Source organism: Corynebacterium kefirresidentii (genome assembly GCF_016599755.1).
GTDB lineage: Bacteria > Actinomycetota > Actinomycetes > Mycobacteriales > Mycobacteriaceae > Corynebacterium > Corynebacterium kefirresidentii.
In genome coordinates, this window is sequence record NZ_CP067012.1 from 355,826 (window position 1) to 373,581 (window position 17,756).

The following is a 17,756-nucleotide window of genomic DNA, read 5'->3' on the forward strand; positions in this document are numbered from 1 at the left end:
GTAATATGTCCAATCAGTTTCAGGTCGATCCGGGGTTAGGAGCAAGCGTGCAGCCGCAGGCATCTGTGAAAAGCGTACCCCAGCATCTGCCGGAGCTAGACGGTCTACGCGCGGTCGCCTCCCTTGGAATCATTGTCACCCACGTGTCTTTTCAGACCGGAACTGGGTGGGGGTTTGCCGGGCGCTTCGATTTTTTCGTCGCCGTTTTCTTTGCACTCAGCGCGTTCCTCTTGTGGCGCCGCCGCGGCTTGCACAGCTTAGCCGGCTATGCGCGCTCGCGCGTGGCACGTCTGTTGCCGGCCTATTATGCCTGCGTGGTGGCGGTGATGCTCCTGCTTCCCGACGCCCACTCACTCACCCTCACCCAATTGCTGAGCAACCTGACTTCCACGCAAATTTATGTGGTCGACGGGTTGGCCCCAGGTCTTACCCATCTGTGGTCGCTGTGCGTGGAGTTCTTCTTTTATCTCTTCTTGCCTGTGCTGGTGTGGCTGCTTGGAACGCTGCCGCGGCGCTGGCGCATTGCCGCCATTATCTTGGCAGGAGTGCTCAGCTGGGCGTGGGGATTCGTGCCCTTTGTAGCCGATTACGCCAAGGACCAGGTCAACTCGCAGATCTGGCCGCCCGCGTATGCCTCGTGGTTTGCCGTGGGAATGCTGGCCGCCGAATTCGAAGAAGCCGGCATCAGTCGGCGAGTGCAGCGGGTACTGCGGCCGCGCTGGGCGTGGTGGCTTGCGGCGGCGGTGGTGCTGTGGGGTGCCAGTCGCGAGTGGTTTGGGCCGCAGGGGCTTATCCATCCCGAACCCGCGGAATTTTCCCGCCGGATCATGGCGGGAGCGGCCTTTGCCGCAGTCGTGGTGGTACCGGTGGCTCTAGCTCCGCGGGAGAAATCTTGGCTGACCAGCCCACTCATGCAGGCACTGGGTACATGGTCCTATTCCATCTTCTTGTGGCATGTGGCTATCTTGGGCCTGGCCTTTCCCCTTACCGGGGTGCCGCTTTTTAGCGGGAAACCCCTGGACTTTTGGGTCATTCTGGCCGTGACTGTGGTGGGCACCGTGGTGGTTTCGGCCGCTAGCTATACGCTCATCGAGCGTCCCGGCCGGGATCTTCTCCTCGGTCGGCGGCGAAAAGACAGGCCACGCCCGCGGCACACAAGCAGCTAAGCAAGAGCGAATCACCCGCATAGGAACCAGACGTCCACGGCGCGCGGGCGAGGATGGCTCCAGCCGCAGCGACTACGCCGGGGGCGAGATAGGCGCGCGGGATGGTGGTCCAGCGCACTACCAACCACGCGGCCACGGCCGCCACTGCGGCCGGCCAGCCGGTAAGGGCCAGTGCACCAAGTGCCACGGCGGCTGAGGCAGCGCCCCCACGCGGTGCGTGCCAGGCGGGCTGGGACGGGCGGCGCGCGGCCGCCAGGAGGCACAGGCCGAGCGTCAGCAATCCCAAGGAGCCGCCCAAGAGGAGGGTGGCGCGATAAACCGGCTGGGCGGTGAAGGACATATGGAAGTCGCCGGAACGGCCGGCCGGAATGACAAAAGCCTGGGTGGCGGCGTCGATCTCGCGCGGGGTGAGCTCTTCATTGTCCAAATACCCGCGCAGGCCCTTATTAAAGGCGCGTCCGGTGACCAAGAGGCGGTCTTCCTCGCTGGCTTTAATCGAGTATCCAGTGGGCTCCGAGGGCTCCGGCGGGCGCCAGCCCACCTCGCGAAGGCTCACCCACGGTCCAGTGGTGCGCACACGGTGCGTGCCGGGGCTCAGGGTGAGGGAATCGCCGGGGGAGTAGCGGTGGGCGTCGATAAGCACCGGCTTGGTGGAATCTACCTTTACCCGCATGGGGCGCGGCGCCGTGAAGTCGCGGATGAGCACACCGGTATCTTGCAGCATCTGCTGGAAGAAGAATTGGTGCACATCGGGGGAGGTATCCGGCACGGTCACTACGCGCTCGACCGGCTGGCCCTCTACCCCTAGTTCCGCGATGCCGGTGCGGTGAGACAGCTCCACGCGAATGGCCTCGGTATCGCCGCCGGGAACGCGTACCTCCTGTGAGCGGAAGGGCTGTAAGTCCACGTCTACTGCGGCGCTGCCGGAGCGCACCGTAACCGTGGTGGCGCTGGTGGCCATGAGCTTTAGGCGCGGTTGGGTGAAATGACCGCGCAGCTCAATCCACCCGGAGTCATCGCCCGGCGCGGGCCACCACGCGGTGGAATTTTCCCCATCCACCGCGGCCGTGGCGGACTTGTGCGGTTGGGCGCCACCGAAGGCCGTGGCATCGGCCGCAGAGGAAGAAACCGCCACGGAACCGCCGTGAGTCTCGACCTGGCTAAGAGGCCCCGCGGAGGGATAATCGCGCAGGCGGTTATTTACGTGGCTGGGGTCGTCTGAAGCCAGGGGCGCGGAGATGGGGCCGTCGAGGGTGCCGTAGTTGCGGTCCGTGAGCGTCGGGGTATCGGTGACGATATCGGCGTCGCGATCGACGAGCTGGCGGGTGGTGGGGCCATGGTGGGCGTCGAGAAGCGCCAAGGCTTCCCCGCCGCCGGCCACGCGGACTGGGTCTGTGGGCCCTAAGGACATGCCGGCGTGGTTGAGCAAGATGACATCGACCTCGCCGAAGCGGTGGACCTCGCCGCCAAATTTACTGGCTAGGGCCTCGTCCTCACCGGTGAAGAGATCGTGGCGCACCATGACCGCGCCGATGCCCAGGCGCTGAAGGGAGCGCACGCCGGTGGCTGGGTCCTCCTTCAGTGCGGCCATGACGCCGTCGAGCCCGCGGATGGCCTCTGGTGGCACGAGCGGAATGGCATCGCGCACGGCCCAAGGGACATCGAGCAGCGGCTGGGCCGGCTCATCGCGCGTCCACCCCCAGGTCTGCCGGGCAAAAGACGCCTCTGGGTAGATAAGGGTGCGGGTATCGGCGGCATGGGTATTGATAAAGTCCGTGGCCTCGTGCCAGTAGGAGGGAACCTCCTTATACGCCCCCAGTGGCAGCAAGCGCTGTGACCATGCCGGGGAGATGACCGCGATGCACAGCAGTAGCGTGAGCGCGCCTACCGTCTGCTTCTTGGTAGGCCGCAAGCTGTGCGGTAGCGGCAGGTGCGCGCAGGCGCGCGCGACGCCTAAAAGCAGCGGGATGCGCACCAGCGGATCGAATTTATGCAGGTTGCGCAGCGCGGCCAGCGGGCCATCGAGAGCATCGAGGTACCACCCCGCCTGGCAGCCCAGCACCGCGATGCCCACCACTAGGACAACGGCCCACACACGCGGCAGTTTGGTGAGCCCGTAGATGCCCACGGCCGCGATGCCCATGGTGACCAGCACGAAGAAGGATTCGGTAGCCAGTGCATTGCCCGCCACGCGCTCGGTATCTACAAACGGTGTCCAGCTCGTGGTCCCGCGCAGGATTTCTGGCAGGTTGAGCCAGCGCGTGGTCACGCGAGCGGATTCGATGAATTCCGTAAACGGCGGGGCGTAGCGGCCAAGTACGATAAGCGGGCCGATCCACCAGGCCGATACTGTTAGGCACCCTAGAAGCCAGGCCGCGCCGGGTTTGAATGCGCGGCGGTAAAGCACAATTACCGCGGCCGGGGTGCAGGCGGCGATGGTGGCGGTGGCATTGACCGCACCCATGAGCGCTACGGGGATGGTGGCTGCGGCGGCGTCGCGCCACGTGAGCTTGGCATTGAGGAAGGGCAGGATGACCCAGGGGGCGAGCATGACCGGCCAGGTCTCGGAAGAAATGGCGGTCAGGGTAGAAAGCGCGCGAGGGGAAAGTGCGTAGAGCATCGCCGCCACCCAGACCCACCCGCCGCGCAGGCCTACCTTGCAGGCGAGCTTATGAAAGCCGATGAAGCCAACGCTTAAGACCACCAGCCACCACAGGCGCTGGGCCAGCCAATCGGGCAGTGGCTGGGTTAAAACGAAGAAGGGCCCTTGGGGAAAAAGATAGCCATAGGCCTGATTTTGTAGTTGTCCCAGGGTAAAGGTATCCGTATAGGCGCTCAGTGCCCCGCGGAGAAAATGCAGCGGATTGGCGGCCAGATCATGCTTGGTATCGGCAGCTGTCAGCCCCCACGGCTGCACGAGGAGGATGAGCGCTAGGGCAAAGATCCCCAGCGGGTAGGGGCGGGCAAGCCGCCCGCGGAGGGTACGCACACCTAGTTGCGGGATCCGTACTCAGGGCCGCCCAAAACCGCATCGGAAGCAGAAACCGCATTGCCTTCTGGCACGGTATCGGTGCCGGAGAACTGCGCGATGCCGATGATGGTGATGACGCCGAGCGCGATGCCCACAACAGCGCTACCGATGGCGGGGCCAAGGGTGCGCTTGTTCAAAGAATCGGTTTCCAGAGCCATGGCTAAAAATACTAGCAGCTATTTAGAAGTATTCTGCCTCATCATCGTCCGCGTCTTCCTCGTTTTCCTGCGGCACGATAAAGACGGGAAGGCCGGCATTGCGCACAATCTGATCGGCGGTGGAGTTGGTCCACCAGGCGCGGAAACCTGTCAGGGCGCGGGTGCCGGTCACGATGACATCCACGTCCAGCTCGTGTGCTGCATCAATGATGGCGGAGGAAATAGTGGTGGCGGATTCCACCAAGTGGGCGCGGCCAGCCAAGCCCAGGCTTTCGGCTAGTTCGATGCCCTGGCGGCAGATTTTCAACGCTTCCTCGTAGGCCGGATCCTCTTCGACGCCGTCCGGGGAGACGGTGGACTGGTGCATTCCAGTGCGGCTGACGGCGCGGGCGGTCTGCCGGGCTACGGGTTCCCAAGCGGTGAGGATTTCCACCGTGGTGGGCCGCAGCAGCTGGGCCGCGTGCTCGAGGGCGCGGCCGGCTCGTTCGGTGCCATCGTAGGCAATTAGCATTGTCTCGCCGTTATTCATGTGGCTAGTCTACCCACCGTTTCAGACAGAAGGCGAGGAATATTGCACACTGGAAGGCATGAAAACTCCGCGCATTCTCGCCAGCCTTGCCCTCGTGACGGCCTTGGGCGCCTGCTCCACCTCCCCTCAGGAGGACGCCGAGAGTCAGGACTCCACAACCCCAGCGGCATCGAGCTCACCGGCCGCGACGCAAGAGACGCAAGAAGAGACTTCGCAGGAAGCAGCCCCGCAGCAGGACATCCGCGCCATGGCCGCCTCTGTGTTGATGCCCCCGGTCACCAATTACGACGATGCTAAGGCCAAACTGGATGCTGGCGTGGGCGGAATCTTTATTCCCAGCTGGGCGGATCCCAACCTGCTGCAGGAAGAGGGCCGCGATATTAATGCCCTGCGCCAAGAGGTAGGCCGCGACTTTGAAGTCTCCATCGATTTTGAAGGCGGGCGCGTGCAGCGTTTCTCAGAGATCTTGGGCGAGTATCCCGCACCGCAACAAATGGCAGCCGAGCGTTCCCCGCAAGAGGTGGAACAGCTGGCCCACGAGATTGGCACGAGCCTCAAGGCTCATGGCATCAACGTGGACTTTGCGCCGGTGCTCGACGTCGATGGCAATGGCCTAGAGGTGGTGGGCGATCGGTCCTTTTCCACCGACCCCGCACAGGCGGGTGAATACGGCGCCGCCTTTGCCCGCGGGTTGGATTCCGCTGGGGTCAAGGCCGTATTCAAGCATTTCCCGGGACACGGCCGTGCTTCTGGCGATACCCACCTGGCCGAGGCCGTTACCCCGCCGCTGGAAGAGCTGGAGGGACACGAGTTCATTCCTTTTAAAACCGCCCTCCCTCAAGCGCCGAATGCCGCGCTCATGATGGGCCACCTCGCCGTGCCCGGTTTGGGCGATGGCCAGACTCCTGCTTCTATGCTGCCGGAGGCTTATGGCTTGGCTCGCGAGACCCTGCAGTACGACGGCCCTATTTATACCGATGACATCGGTGGCATGAAGGCGATTGCGGATTCGCTCCCGCTTGCCGACGCCGTCGTGACCTCCCTCAATGCCGGTGCCGATATGCCCCTGTGGTCCACCGAGGGCGATATCAATGCGGTAATCGATGCCGTTGTCGGTGCCGTGGACGAGGGGCGCCTGCCGCGCGAGCGTCTCGAGGACGCGGCCCGCCATGTCAGCGTTCCACCGGCCGACGTTGCAGCCGAGGCCGCACAGGACTAGGAAAAATACCACTAAAACCGTTAACCTTTAAGGCGTGAAAAAGGCAGAAGGAAAAAACGGTGCTAAAGGCTGGCTCATCGCGCTCGGTGTATTTGTCGGCCTTGTCCTGATCGCGGGTATTGCTTATGCCTGGGATGTCGCGGCAAACCAGGACAAGATTCCGCGCGCCGTTTCCGTCAACGGCGTGGACATCTCCGCCATGGATCGCACTGCCGCCGTGGAGAAGCTCGAAGATGAGCTTGCGGGCGTAGAGACCGAACCCGTTTCCGTCACCTCCGGTGACCTTCACACAGAACTCGTCCCTTCCGAATCGGGCCTTGCCCTGGATAACCAGCGGGCCGTGGACAATATTAAGGAGCCTTCCCTCAACCCTTTCACCCGCCTGTATAGCTTCTTCCGTTCCACCCGGGATATTCCGGTAGAGACCAACGTAGATGAAGCCCAGCTGCAGCCTGCCTTGGAGCGGGTGAAGAAAAACCTTTCCACCGACCCTGTCGATGGCATGTTGGAGCTTAACAACGGCGAGCTCAAGGTCACCGACCCGAAGCTTGGCCAAACCGTGGATGCCGGCTCCTTGCACAACGCGGTCACAGAAAACTGGCTCGATTCCGAGGGCGTGGACGTGGACCCAGAAGAGGTAGAACCGGCCATCAATGATGCGGCCATCGAGGCCATGCGCACCGGCGACGCCGCTAAGGCGCTGGATAATCCGATTACCTTGAAGGCTAAAAATAATGTCACGGCTACCCTGAATAAGCCGGAAATCTCCCAATTCACCAGCATTGAAAAGAAGGACGGCAAGCTCAAGCTCGCCGTGGATACCAACCGCGCGCAGGAGCTGTTGGCGGAGCGCTCTGAGGGCGCCGATGTGCCCGGTGTGAATGCCAAGATTTCCTTCAACGGCAACGACAAGCAGGTCACCCCGTCCGAAGATGGCGAAATCATCGACTGGGAGCCGACCATGAAGGACTTTGACAAGCGTGTGACCGGTGACGACCGCGAGTGGGACGCTACTTATAAGCCGGACCCTGCCGAGTTCACCACCGAAGACGCCAAGAAGGCGACCTTTAACGATACCGTTGGCGAGTTCACAACCGAGGGCTATTCCGCTGCCTCGGGCAAGAACATCGAGCTGGTGGCCCAAGAGGTCAACGGCGCTGTAGTCAACCCCGGCGAGACCTTCTCCCTCAATGGCTACACCGGCCCGCGCGGCACTGCCCAGGGCTATGTGGAATCCGGCATCATTATTGATGGCCACTCCGGTTCCGCCGTCGGCGGTGGCATCTCCCAATTCGCCACTACCTTGTACAACGCTGCCTACTTTGCGGGCATGGAAGATACCGCCCACACCCCGCACTCGTACTATATTTCGCGCTACCCCGCCGGCCGCGAGGCCACCGTTTACGAAGGCGCCATCGACCTGCAGTTCACCAATACCTTCAACACCCCGGTCCGCATTGAGACCGACTTCGGGGGCGGCAAGATTACCGTGCGTTTGAAGGGCACCAAGACCGTTGACGTTGAGTCTGTGAACAATGGCCGCTGGGCCAATACCGACCCACAGCCGATGTCTGTGCCAGGCAGCGACTGCTCGCCTTCCTCTGGTGCGCCAGGCTTTACGACGTCTGATACCCGCATCATCAAGGACCTCGGCGGCAAAGAGCTCTCCCGCGAGACCACCACCACGGTCTACGACCCGCAGCCCATCGTCCGCTGCGGCTAGTAGGCTCGGAGCCATGGAAGAGAGAACTCTGACAACGCTCATCTTTGGCAATGTGGTTATCGAATCGAACCTGCGCGGGGCAGAGCTGCGCGTTTACAGCGAAGATTGGCGCGGATATCAGCTCCGGACTGACCTGGGAGTGACGTTCCGTGCCCCGCTGGATAATATCCGTGGCACCGTGCCTCAGCGTGATATGGCCGAGCTTGTGGAGAGATTCTTGAAGCCGGCCGCCGCAGAACTAGAGGCGCACTATCCAGGCGGGGTAGAGCGGACACAAAAAGAACTTGCCCAGTGGTTAAGCGCCACAGACTAGCAAGAAAATTCCCCCCGAAAATTGGAGCCGACGACGGGAATCGAACCCGCGCTAGCAGCTTGGGAAGCTGCAGTTCTACCATTAAACTACGTCGGCACTGCGCGTTGATGCGCTCCGGCCTACTATACACCTTGGCCTTCGGCATGAGTAGAATTGGGGCCGTGCTTCTTTCAGATCGTGATATCCGTTCCGCCATCGACGCCGAAGAGTTGGGCATCGAGCCCTTCGACAGCGAGCTTATCCAGCCCTCCTCGGTAGACGTGCGCTTGGATAAATATTTCCGCGTATTCAATAACTCGCGGTATACGCATATTGACCCCAAAGAGGAAATGCCGGATCTCACCACCTTGGTGGAGGTAGAAGAAGATCAGTCCTTCATCCTGCACCCAGGCGAGTTCGTGCTCGGTGCTACGTTGGAAAAGTTCACCCTGCCTGCGAACTTGGCTGGCCGCTTGGAGGGCAAGTCTTCGCTCGGCCGCTTAGGATTGTTGACCCACTCCACCGCGGGCTTTATTGACCCAGGCTTTTCCGGTCACATTACGCTCGAGCTTTCTAATACCGCCAACCTACCCATTGCCTTGTGGCCGGGCATGAAGGTGGGGCAGCTGGCGATTTTCAAGATGACTTCAGCAGCTGAAAGCCCTTATGGCACGGGTTCGCTGGGGTCGAAGTACCAAGGCCAGCGTGGCCCGACGCCATCGAAGTCTTACCTGAATTTTCGATAGGCTTAAACCGGTATTCACATAAGGCCTTTAAGATAAGGCCTTATGCGTATGACTGTAATCGGCACCGGATACCTGGGTGCAACCCATGCTGCCTGCATGGCCGAGCTCGGCCATGAAGTACTAGGCGTGGACGTAGATGAAAATAAGATTTCCGCTCTCAAATCGGGCCAGGTTCCATTCTATGAACCGGGCTTGCCCGAGGTTCTGGAGCGCAATATCGAGGCCGGCCGCCTCGATTTCAGCACGGACTACGAAGAAGCAGCCGAGTTCGGCAACCTGCACTTTTTGGGCGTCGGTACTCCGCAGCGCCGTGGTTCCTATGCAGCGGATATGACCTACGTTAAGGCCGTTATTACGGACCTGGTGCCCAAACTCAAGGGCGATCACATCATCTTCGGTAAATCTACCGTCCCGGTCGGCACCGCCGCGGAGCTCCAAGAGCTAGCCAATGAGCTTGCCCCAGAAGGCACCACCGTGGAAATTGCCTGGAACCCGGAGTTCCTGCGCGAGGGCTATGCCGTCAAGGACACCATCACCCCAGACCGCATCGTGCTCGGCGTTGGTGAAACCAACAATGAAAGTCGAGCTGAAGAGGTCGCGCGTGAAGTCTATGCCCAGCCGCTCTCGCAAGACACCCCATTTATTGTCACGGACTGGCAGACCGCGGAGCTGGTCAAAGTCTCCGCTAACGCATTTCTAGCCACCAAGATTTCCTTTATCAACGCAGTCTCCGAAATCTGCGAGATTGCGGGCGCGGACGTGACCGCGCTTGCCGACGCCATTGGGCTCGACGAACGCATCGGCCGCAAGTTCTTAGGCGCCGGTCTCGGCTTTGGTGGCGGTTGCTTGCCCAAGGATATTCGCGCCTTCATGGCCCGCGCCGGCGAACTTGGCGCCGACCAGGCGCTGACCTTCCTGCGCGAGGTAGACGCTATCAATATGCGCCGCCGCGACCGCGTGGTAGACCTTGCCAAGGAAGCCTTCAATGGTTCTCTGCTTGGTCACCGCGTGACCGTGCTGGGCTGCGCGTTTAAGCCAAATTCCGATGACGTGCGCGATTCGCCCGCCCTTTCCGTGGCCGGTTCCTTGTCCTTGGCCGGTGCGGCAGTAACCGTCTATGACCCAGAGGGTATGGACAACGCCAAAAAGGTATTCCCCACCTTGGATTACGCCGCAGACACTGATGACGCCCTGAGCGAGGCCGAGCTGGTGATTTTGGCTACCGAGTGGAAGCAATTCAAGGAATTGGATCCGCAGCAAGCGGGCCAGCTCGTGGACAATAAACACATTATCGACGGCCGCAATGTGCTGCCTGTCGCGGATTGGCAGCAGGCAGGCTGGAAGGTTGAGGCCCTAGGCCGCACCCTCTAGGTTCTCAACTGCCTAGATACGAAAGGCTGAGCAGCGTCGATGCTGGCTCAGCCTTCCGCTTAGGCTTAAGCTTTTGTACGCTTTGGCACCGTGAAGGCCGCAATGGCCGTAGTGATGGGAACCGCGAGGGTCAATGCCATCGCGCCCACTCCAGAACGCAGCAGCTCAGTAGCGACGAGATCGCTGCTCAAAATCTGTCCGGCAGGGCGTTCTGCTGCGGTAATCAGCATGAGCAGCGGCAAGGTCGCGCCGGTATAGGTGAGAATCAGCGTATAGACCATGGAGGCAATATGGTCGCGGCCCACCTTCATTGCGGAGAGGAAAAGCTGTGTAGGGCGGGCATCAGGATCCGCTTCGTGGAGTTCGGTAATGGTGGATGCTTGGGCCACGGCGGCGTCGGCAAGGCTGCCCAAGGCGCCAACTACAAAGCCGCACAAGAGCACGCCCACGATGGATACATCAGGCATATAAAGAAGTAGCTTGAGGTTGTCCTCAGAACTGTAGCCCTGCAACTGCGAACCATCGATAGTGGCCCATGCCAGCACCGCTGCGAGAATGAGAGCGGTGAGGGAACCACCCACCGCCGATGCCGATTTCCAATTCATGCCGTGGACGAGAGGAACGGCCAGCAGAATGATGGCAGAGCAGGCTACAAGGGCGGACCACAGGGGATTATGAGCGTCGATAAGAGCGGGGACGAGGAACGCAAAGATCACGCCTAGGCTGAGCGCTAAGCCGATAAGGGCGCGTACGCCATGCCACGCCGCAAAAGCGATAATGACGACGGCGACGATAACCGCCCACAGAGCTAGGCTTCCGGTGCGCTGATAATCAGCAAAAGCATAGGACACAGCGCCGGAAGGGTCATCTGCCTTAGAAAGAACAATCTTGTCGCCCGGTTTAAGCTGCGGATCGCCGGCATTGCCGTAGGTGACCAATTGGGTCATGCGTCCTTCGTCCTCGCCGGAGGTGATATTGACTAAGGCGCGGTCGCACTGCACTTCCTCAGACCCAGGAATGAGCGGCGGTTTATCAAAGGCCTGTCCAGTAAGTTCCGATTGGCAAGCAGAGTGATCTGTCGTGTCGACCGTGCCCTCGACCTGTGGGTGGTTGAGGGCATAGGTTTGCTGAAAATCGGTGGAGGTGTGCTCGGAAGCTGGACTCTGAGGCCACAGCAATGCCATGCCCGTAATGGTGGCTATAAGCGCTGTGACGAGCACGCCGAGCAAGGCTAACCGCCATGGATGGTGAGCTAACGAAGTAGAGAGCCGACCCCATGAACTTCGAGTCGGCTGAGGCTTAGGTGCCGCAGAATGTCTTCCCATGCACCATATTGTTATGGATTATTACTATCATTAGCAACTGGCGGGGAAGAAAGCTACTGCTTATAGCTCACCAGGAAGTTGCCAAGGCGCTCAATGGCGTTTTCGATCTGGGATGCCCACGGCAGCGTGACTACGCGGAAGTGATCTGGGTTCGGCCAGTTGAAGCCGGTTCCCTGAACCATGAGGATCTTTTCCGCCTTCAAAATATCCAGCATGAGCTTGGCATCATCATGGATTTCATACACATTCGGATCCAGGCGCGGGAAGAGGTAGAGCGAGCCCATGGGTTTTACCGCGGAAACGCCGGGAATCTCATTGAGCTTCTCGTAGGCGATATTGCGCTGGCGTAAAAGACGCCCGCCGGTACCGGTGAGCTCAAAGATGGACTGCCGGCCACCCAGCGCCACCTGGATAGCGTGCTGCGCCGGTACGTTCGGGCACAGGCGAGTTCCGGCCAGAAGCTCAAGGCCTTCGATGAAGCCACGGGCGTGGTGCTTAGGGCCGGTAAGTACCATCCAGCCGGCGCGGTAGCCGCACACGCGGTAGGCCTTGGAGAGACCGTTAAATGTGATGGTGAGTAGGTCAGGGGCTAGGGAAGCGATGGAGATGTGCTGCGCGCCGTCATAAAGAATGCGGTCATAGATCTCATCGGCCAAGATGAGCAGGTTATGCTCGCGGGCGATGCTGACAATCTTCTGCAGTACTTCGCGCGAGTAGACCGCACCCGTTGGGTTATTCGGGTTAATGACCACGATGGCTTTGGTCTTATCCGTAATCTTGGACTCGATGTCCTCGATGGATGGATTCCAATCATCCTCCTCATCACACAGGTAATGCACTGGGGTGCCACCTGCCAGGGACGTAGCAGCGGTCCACAATGGATAATCCGGTGCCGGGATGAGAACCTCATCGCCGTTATTAAGCAGCGCTTGAGTGGTCATGCTGATGAGCTCGGAGACGCCATTGCCCAAGAAGACATCGTTGATATCGAAGGGTGGGAAATCCTCCAGCTCGTAGCGGGTAACGATGGATCGACGGGCAGGAATGATTCCTTTGGAGGTGGAATAGCCCTGGGAAGTAGGCAGGGCGGCGATCATATCGCGCATGATGACATCGGGTGCTTCGAAGCCGAAGACGGCCGGGTTACCGGTGTTGAGTTTCAAGATGGTGTGACCATCGAGCTCCATGCGTTCCGCTTCCGCAGAGACCTCGCCGCGGATGTCATACGCGACGCCCTTGAGTTTGTCGGATTGGTCAAAGATGCGGTGTTTGGGAGAAGTCATGGGAATATTGTGCCACGATTCACAGCTGCACAAAATGCTTCAACACCGGCGATGACTATTTTTTACTCCACTCGCTGAACTTCCGCTTGGCCAGATCCATGGCTTGGCCGGTAATTTCGCCAGCTTGCATACGGCGATCGGCCCACATCTTTTCCTCGATCATTTTTTGCTGCGCGCGCTCATGCGCCGTGAGAGCGCGAATCTCGCGCAGCTGCTGCCGCTCAACCTGGCGCACGGATGGGGCGTGCCACGAGGAGGGGCCGACCTTGGCGACGTAGAGCATGATCCACAGGATAGGGATGAGTGCGGCTGCCGTGACGCCACCTAACAGTAGCCATGGGTTGCTCATGGTAGCGCTCAAGAAGATCAGCGTGGGGCTTGCTACTGCAAGCACCACAGAGCCGGAGAGAGCAGTCGCAAACTTCGGTTTCTTGCCTGCATTATGGGCGCGCGTGACTTCTCCCCGAGAATAGATCTTGACCTCGTGGGAACCACGCGCCGGAATGTCTTGGAAGACGGGCACGAGGTCTTGGTGGGTGCTGGCGCGCATGACATCGTCCGAGCGGTCCTCGAACTCCTCCATGGTTAACCGGCCTTCACCCACGGCGCGGGCGAGGTCATTGATGGCATCGTTGCGCTCGGAATCGGACAGGCGCAGAGTCCGATTGACAGGGGAAGAACCAAAGTTATTACTCACGTTTTCCAGTCTAGGAAAATTCTGCCCTTCCAGGGACGTGCTCTCAGCGAACGCAGCCTATAGTTCCTTGGATTCAGCGTCAGGGGTCTTCTCGTCCTTCTTTTCTTGCTGGTTTCCGCCCACCAGGCTGGCCAAGAATGGGAAGATGGCGACGGTAAGCGCTCCACCGGAGACGAAGATCGAGGCATTCTCGGCCTCCATGATTCCGGAATTGACCGCCAGGGACGTTACCGCCACGATGATTGGCAGACCGGTAGCGGAATACAAACCTACTTGGAGGCGCTCGCGGAAGGTTTCAATATCAGATCCGGTATGCCCAACATTTTCGCGCAAGAAGACGGGCAGGCCACGCGTCACTAAGATGAGAGCCGGAATGCCCAGTACCTTCCACGGATTATGAGCGATGGTATCCCAGCTAATGCTCATGCCAGAGACCACAAAGAAGACCGGAATAAGCATCGAATAAAACACCACATCGAGGCGGTGTTCTAGGCGGCGGTGGAATTCATCCGGGATAATACGGTTCAAAATGATGCCGGCAGCAAAAGCACCGAGCACAATATCGAGTTCAAAGACTGCGGTAACGGCCATAAGAATGGCCAGAATAAGGATGATAAGACGCAGAATCGTTTGGTTGGTTGAGCCCGCACCAGAGATAAAAGCGGTCTTTACCCAAGGGATCGTTGATGCGATAGCCGCCGGCATGATGGCGACGGCAACGGCGATGATGATGAAGAACAACAAAATGATCATCGTCGTCAGCGTGGAACGAGTACCCAGCAATAGTGCCATTGCGGTAATGGGGGCGACCTCACCAATGGCACCGTGAATCATCACAGAGTTGCCCACCTTGGTGCCCAGAATGCGGTCCTGCTTCAGCATCGGCGTGAGCGTGCCCAGCGCCGTTGAGGTCAGTGCCAAGGCGACCACGATGGCTCCTGGCACGTTATCTACTAGGAAGTAGGCGCCCACTCCACAGGCGAGGGCACAGATTGCCCAAGTGGATAACGCCGTTCCGGCTTCCTTTGTTTTGAGGGTGGAGATTTGAATTTCAAAGCCCGCGAGGAGAAATAACGCTCCCACGCCGAGCTCCTTGAGCATTTCGATGCCTTCGTCCTCGGCGGCTAGTTCAAGCACCGAAGGGCCAATAATCATGCCGAAAATCAGCAAGAGGGCTACCGATGGAAGACGGTGGCCCAACATATAGGAGACCAGCGGCGCCAGCAGGGCCGCGGCCATGATCCAAGCGAAGGAGACGAGGGAGTGTGTATTTTCGGTCGCGCCTGCTGCTAGCAGTAGGGCATCGGTGGGGAGTCCCGCATTAAAATGCATGGACTACAGCGTACGCACCCATGCCCCTGCGCGCCTACTCAGATTCAGGCGGCTGTGGCGCGCTTTCCGACGCCGGCGGTGCCGGAGCTGCAGGCGGAGCCGGCGGCGCAGCTTGTGTGGGCTTCGGGGCTGCAGGTGGCGTCGGTGCCGACGGAGCAGAAGGTGCACTTGGTGCAGGCGCAGCCGGTGCGCTTGGAGCTGCCGGTGCCGCGGGTGCGTTCGGCGGTGTTGGAGCGGCTGGTGCTTTCGGTGCAGGTGCTGCTGGGGCACTCGGTGGGGTAGGCGCGGTCGGTGCTGCGGGAGTTGCCGGTGCTTGGGGAGCTTGCGGTGCAGCTGGCGTTGTCGGTGCTGATGGAGCAGAAGGTGCACTTGGTGCAGGCGCAGCAGGTGCCGCGGGCGCTGCGGGTGCGTTCGGCGGCGTTGGAGCGCTTGGTGGTGTTGGAGCGGCTGGTGCTTGTGGTGCAGGTGCTGCCGGGACACTCGGTGGGGTAGGCGCGGTCGGTGCTGCGGGAGCTGCCGGTGCTTGGGGAGTTTGCGGTGCAGCTGGAGGCGTTGGCGCTGATGGAGTAGAAGGTGCACTTGGCGCAGGCGCAGCCGGTGCCGCAGGGGCGGCGGGCGCGCTTGGTGCCGCGGGTGCGCTGGGAGCTGCCGGGGCCGAGGCGGAGGGGGCGGGAGCGTTAGGAGCGTCGGCAAGCGGGGCATCATTGGTGCCGGTGGACTTCTGGTGGCGCACCGGAGTGGCAAGGAAGGCCTTGGGGTGGGGCTCAGGCAGGGTGCCGGTCTTGTCGAGGGAAATGGAATTGCGCAGCATAACTGCCACGTCATTGACCTTGGTGGTGGGGGCAGAATCCTGCGCCAAGGACTTCACGCCGCCGGTCATCATGACATTACAGAAGGGGCAGCCAGTGGCAATTTCTTCCGCGCCGGTTTCCAAAGCCTGTTCGGTGCGGAAGTCATTGATGCGGGTGCCAAGCTTTTCTTCCATGAACATGCGGGCACCGCCGGCGCCACAGCAGAAGGCCTCGTCGCGGTTCTTGTCCATCTCGCGCAGTTCCACGCCGGTGGCCTCGAGCAGCTCGCGTGGGGGATCGAAGACCTTGTTGTGGCGGCCGAGGAAGCAAGGGTCGTGGTAGGTAATCGGCTTGCGGTTTTCCGGCGTACGCGGCACCGGCTTGAGCAGGCTTTCGCGTACCAGGCGGTTGAGCAGCTGGGTGTGGTGGAAGACGTCGAAATGCCCGTCAAAGTCTGGGTACTCGTTGCGGATGGTGTTAAAGCAGTGCGGGCAAGTGGTGATGATCTTGCGCTGGCCCTCCGGTACGCCGTCGAAGGCGTTGTTGAGGGTCTCCACGTTTTGCTGCGCCATCATCTGGAAAAGGAACTCGTTGCCAGCGCGGCGGGCAGGATCGCCCGTACAGGTCTCGCCGGTGGAGAGGACACCAAACTTCACGCCCGCGGTATGCAGCAGGTCTACGACCGCACGGGTGGTGCGGCGGCCGTCGTCATCATAGGCGCCGGCGCAGCCCACCCAGAGCAGGTATTCCATATCGGAGAAATCGGCCTCGTCCTCACCGATGATGGGCACGTCGATGCCATCGGCGCGGGCCTCATCGATCCAGGCGCGGCGCTCAGAATTATTCCGGCCCCACGGGTTGCCCTTGTTTTCCATGTTCTTGAATAGGCCGGTGAGCTCAGATGGGAAGTCAGATTCAGCGAGCACCTTGAAGCGGCGCAGGTCTGCGATGTGGTCGATGTGCTCAATATCGGTAGGACACTGATCCACGCACGCACCACAGTTGGTACAAGACCACAGCACATCATCATCGATAACGCCGGCCATGGACAGTACATCCAAGCCCTCGTGCGGGTTGTAGTTATCCAGCGCTCCCTGGCGCAGGTCCATCATGAGCTTTTTGGGGCTCAGTGGCTTCTCGGTATTCCAGGCTGGGCATAGCTCCTGGCAGCGACCACACTCGGTACATGAAGTGGAATCCAGCAGCATCTTCCAGCTGCCTGGTGTGATGTCCTCTTCCAAATCCGGGGTGGGCAAGGACTGCAGTGCCTTTTCACCGGTGGCATTGCGTTGGAAGAAAATATTGAAAAAGCTGGTGAAGCGGTGCCACATGACGCCCCACTGGAAATTGCGGGAGATAAAGACGATAAACAGCATGCCGGACAGCAGCTTGAACAGGGCGAAGAAGCTCACCAGGGCCGGTGACTCGGGGAAGAGCTTGGCCAAGTGGATACTCAAGAAATCCGCCCAGGCGGAACCGCCGCCGTAGGTGGCGATCTTGGTGGACTTTACCAAGATCATGCCGAGGCCCTCGGAAAAGACGATGAACTCTACCCAGCGTGCGGAGGCGGTCTGGGAGTTGAAGAAGCGGCTGCCACGCTCGGTATCGCCGAGCTTGAGGCGCACACCGATGAGGAAGCCAATGCCGAGCACCGTCGCGATGCCCAAGACTTCTTCCACAAAGTGGTAGACCGGCCAGTGGCTGAGCCACGGCCAGCCCTTATTCGGTGCGAAGGTTTGGATATAGGCCTCGAACCACACCAGGATGCCGAAAAGGAAGCCCACCATCACCAGCCAGTGGGCGGCATTGACCAGAGGTTTTCCCTTGAAATGGGAGTGGCCAAAGACCTCTGCCAGCACGCGCCCGACGCGCTTTACGGGGCTGTTGGTGCGCTCTAGTTGGGTTGGTCCGCCCGAGCGGATGAACTTAATGAGCGCGCCTATGCGGGCGAAAAAGTATAGCCACACCGGAATCGATGTGGCTATAGCGATCCAACCGGACACGGTTGTCATTCGTGCTCCTTCACTACTGATGCTCCACGTTGTTATCTACCTTAAGGCCTCAAGGCGCAATCATGGGAGTCAGTATTCAGT

14 protein-coding genes and 1 tRNA gene are annotated in these 17,756 nt (G+C 60.4%); 6 read left to right on the plus strand and 9 right to left on the minus strand.

Translation table 11 applies throughout. The annotated features are described in order from the left end of the window. The first annotated feature begins 5 nt into the window (after nt 1-5). Entirely contained in the window at nt 6-1,166 is a 1,161-nt protein-coding gene (locus tag I6I12_RS01935) for an acyltransferase family protein (RefSeq protein ID WP_051138308.1), read from the plus strand. Here I6I12_RS01935 and I6I12_RS01940 read toward each other — a convergent pair. Genes I6I12_RS01940 through I6I12_RS01950 form a run of 3 tightly spaced genes read right to left on the minus strand, consistent with a single transcriptional unit; the run spans nt 1,087 to nt 4,884 of the window. Continuing rightward, on the minus strand, nt 1,087-4,155 hold the full coding sequence (locus I6I12_RS01940) for an alpha-(1->3)-arabinofuranosyltransferase domain-containing protein (RefSeq protein ID WP_023020045.1): 3,069 nt from the start codon (nt 4,153-4,155) through the stop codon (nt 1,087-1,089). The genes I6I12_RS01935 and I6I12_RS01940 overlap by 80 nt on opposite strands. Before the next feature lie 2 nt (nt 4,156-4,157). Next, the gene (locus I6I12_RS01945) at nt 4,158-4,355 is read right to left on the minus strand and encodes a DUF2613 domain-containing protein (protein ID WP_005325448.1); all 198 of its coding nucleotides are present in this window, start codon (nt 4,353-4,355) and stop codon (nt 4,158-4,160) included. Between the two features lie 22 nt (nt 4,356-4,377). Beyond that, on the minus strand, nt 4,378-4,884 hold the full coding sequence (locus I6I12_RS01950) for a universal stress protein (protein ID WP_200288560.1): 507 nt from the start codon (nt 4,882-4,884) through the stop codon (nt 4,378-4,380). A 58-nt stretch (nt 4,885-4,942) separates the two neighbouring features. On the opposite strand from I6I12_RS01950, the gene I6I12_RS01955 reads away from it, so the two are divergent. Genes I6I12_RS01955 through I6I12_RS01965 form a run of 3 tightly spaced genes read left to right on the plus strand, consistent with a single transcriptional unit; the run spans nt 4,943 to nt 8,139 of the window. Continuing rightward, nucleotides 4,943-6,103 carry a glycoside hydrolase family 3 N-terminal domain-containing protein gene (locus I6I12_RS01955; protein ID WP_034656046.1) on the plus strand — a complete coding sequence of 387 codons (1,161 nt, stop codon included), beginning with the start codon at nt 4,943-4,945 and terminating at the stop codon, nt 6,101-6,103. Nucleotides 6,104-6,137: 34 nt separating this feature from the next. After that, complete coding sequence (locus I6I12_RS01960) at nt 6,138-7,826, plus strand: VanW family protein (protein ID WP_023020042.1); 1,689 nt, start codon at nt 6,138-6,140, stop codon at nt 7,824-7,826. 13 nt (nt 7,827-7,839) lie between these two features. Continuing rightward, complete coding sequence (locus I6I12_RS01965; protein ID WP_023020041.1) at nt 7,840-8,139, plus strand: hypothetical protein; 300 nt, start codon at nt 7,840-7,842, stop codon at nt 8,137-8,139. 22 nt (nt 8,140-8,161) lie between these two features. On the opposite strand, the gene I6I12_RS01970 is transcribed toward I6I12_RS01965, so the two are convergent. Further along, a tRNA-Gly gene (locus tag I6I12_RS01970) sits at nt 8,162-8,235 on the minus strand. 65 nt (nt 8,236-8,300) lie between these two features. On the opposite strand from I6I12_RS01970, the gene dcd reads away from it, so the two are divergent. After that, on the plus strand, nt 8,301-8,864 hold the full coding sequence (gene dcd, locus I6I12_RS01975) for a dCTP deaminase (protein ID WP_034656041.1): 564 nt from the start codon (nt 8,301-8,303) through the stop codon (nt 8,862-8,864). Nucleotides 8,865-8,906: 42 nt separating this feature from the next. Continuing rightward, entirely contained in the window at nt 8,907-10,235 is a 1,329-nt protein-coding gene (locus I6I12_RS01980; protein WP_034655559.1) for a UDP-glucose dehydrogenase family protein, read from the plus strand. Between the two features lie 65 nt (nt 10,236-10,300). Here the strand turns inward: I6I12_RS01980 and I6I12_RS01985 are convergent, their stop codons facing one another. The 5 genes from I6I12_RS01985 to I6I12_RS02005 all read right to left on the minus strand — a co-directional run bounded on the left by I6I12_RS01985 (nt 10,301) and on the right by I6I12_RS02005 (nt 17,675). Beyond that, nucleotides 10,301-11,464, minus strand: coding sequence for a YibE/F family protein (locus I6I12_RS01985; RefSeq protein ID WP_200288561.1), 1,164 nt, complete (start codon nt 11,462-11,464; stop codon nt 10,301-10,303). Between the two features lie 149 nt (nt 11,465-11,613). After that, the gene (locus I6I12_RS01990) at nt 11,614-12,843 is read right to left on the minus strand and encodes a pyridoxal phosphate-dependent aminotransferase (RefSeq protein WP_023020037.1); all 1,230 of its coding nucleotides are present in this window, start codon (nt 12,841-12,843) and stop codon (nt 11,614-11,616) included. Nucleotides 12,844-12,898: 55 nt separating this feature from the next. After that, the gene (locus I6I12_RS01995) at nt 12,899-13,501 is read right to left on the minus strand and encodes a DUF1707 SHOCT-like domain-containing protein (RefSeq protein ID WP_034656035.1); all 603 of its coding nucleotides are present in this window, start codon (nt 13,499-13,501) and stop codon (nt 12,899-12,901) included. A 96-nt stretch (nt 13,502-13,597) separates the two neighbouring features. Further along, complete coding sequence (locus I6I12_RS02000) at nt 13,598-14,872, minus strand: cation:proton antiporter (RefSeq protein ID WP_023020035.1); 1,275 nt, start codon at nt 14,870-14,872, stop codon at nt 13,598-13,600. 34 nt (nt 14,873-14,906) lie between these two features. After that, entirely contained in the window at nt 14,907-17,675 is a 2,769-nt protein-coding gene (locus tag I6I12_RS02005; protein ID WP_200288562.1) for a (Fe-S)-binding protein, read from the minus strand. Nucleotides 17,676-17,756: the final 81 nt, after the last annotated feature.

Excerpts from the sequence above, each read along its gene's own strand:
- I6I12_RS01935 (WP_051138308.1), top strand. The coding sequence starts at position 6 with ATGTCCAATCAGTTTCAGGTCGATCCGGGGTTAGGAGCAAGCGTGCAG.
- I6I12_RS01945 (WP_005325448.1), bottom strand. The coding sequence starts at position 4,355 with ATGGCTCTGGAAACCGATTCTTTGAACAAGCGCACCCTTGGCCCCGCC.
- I6I12_RS01950 (WP_200288560.1), bottom strand. The coding sequence starts at position 4,884 with ATGAATAACGGCGAGACAATGCTAATTGCCTACGATGGCACCGAACGA.
- I6I12_RS01955 (WP_034656046.1), top strand. The coding sequence starts at position 4,943 with ATGAAAACTCCGCGCATTCTCGCCAGCCTTGCCCTCGTGACGGCCTTG.
- I6I12_RS01965 (WP_023020041.1), top strand. The coding sequence starts at position 7,840 with ATGGAAGAGAGAACTCTGACAACGCTCATCTTTGGCAATGTGGTTATC.
- I6I12_RS01980 (WP_034655559.1), top strand. The coding sequence starts at position 8,907 with ATGCGTATGACTGTAATCGGCACCGGATACCTGGGTGCAACCCATGCT.
- I6I12_RS01990 (WP_023020037.1), bottom strand. The coding sequence starts at position 12,843 with ATGACTTCTCCCAAACACCGCATCTTTGACCAATCCGACAAACTCAAG.
- I6I12_RS02000 (WP_023020035.1), bottom strand. The coding sequence starts at position 14,872 with ATGCATTTTAATGCGGGACTCCCCACCGATGCCCTACTGCTAGCAGCA.
- I6I12_RS02005 (WP_200288562.1), bottom strand. The coding sequence starts at position 17,675 with ATGACAACCGTGTCCGGTTGGATCGCTATAGCCACATCGATTCCGGTG.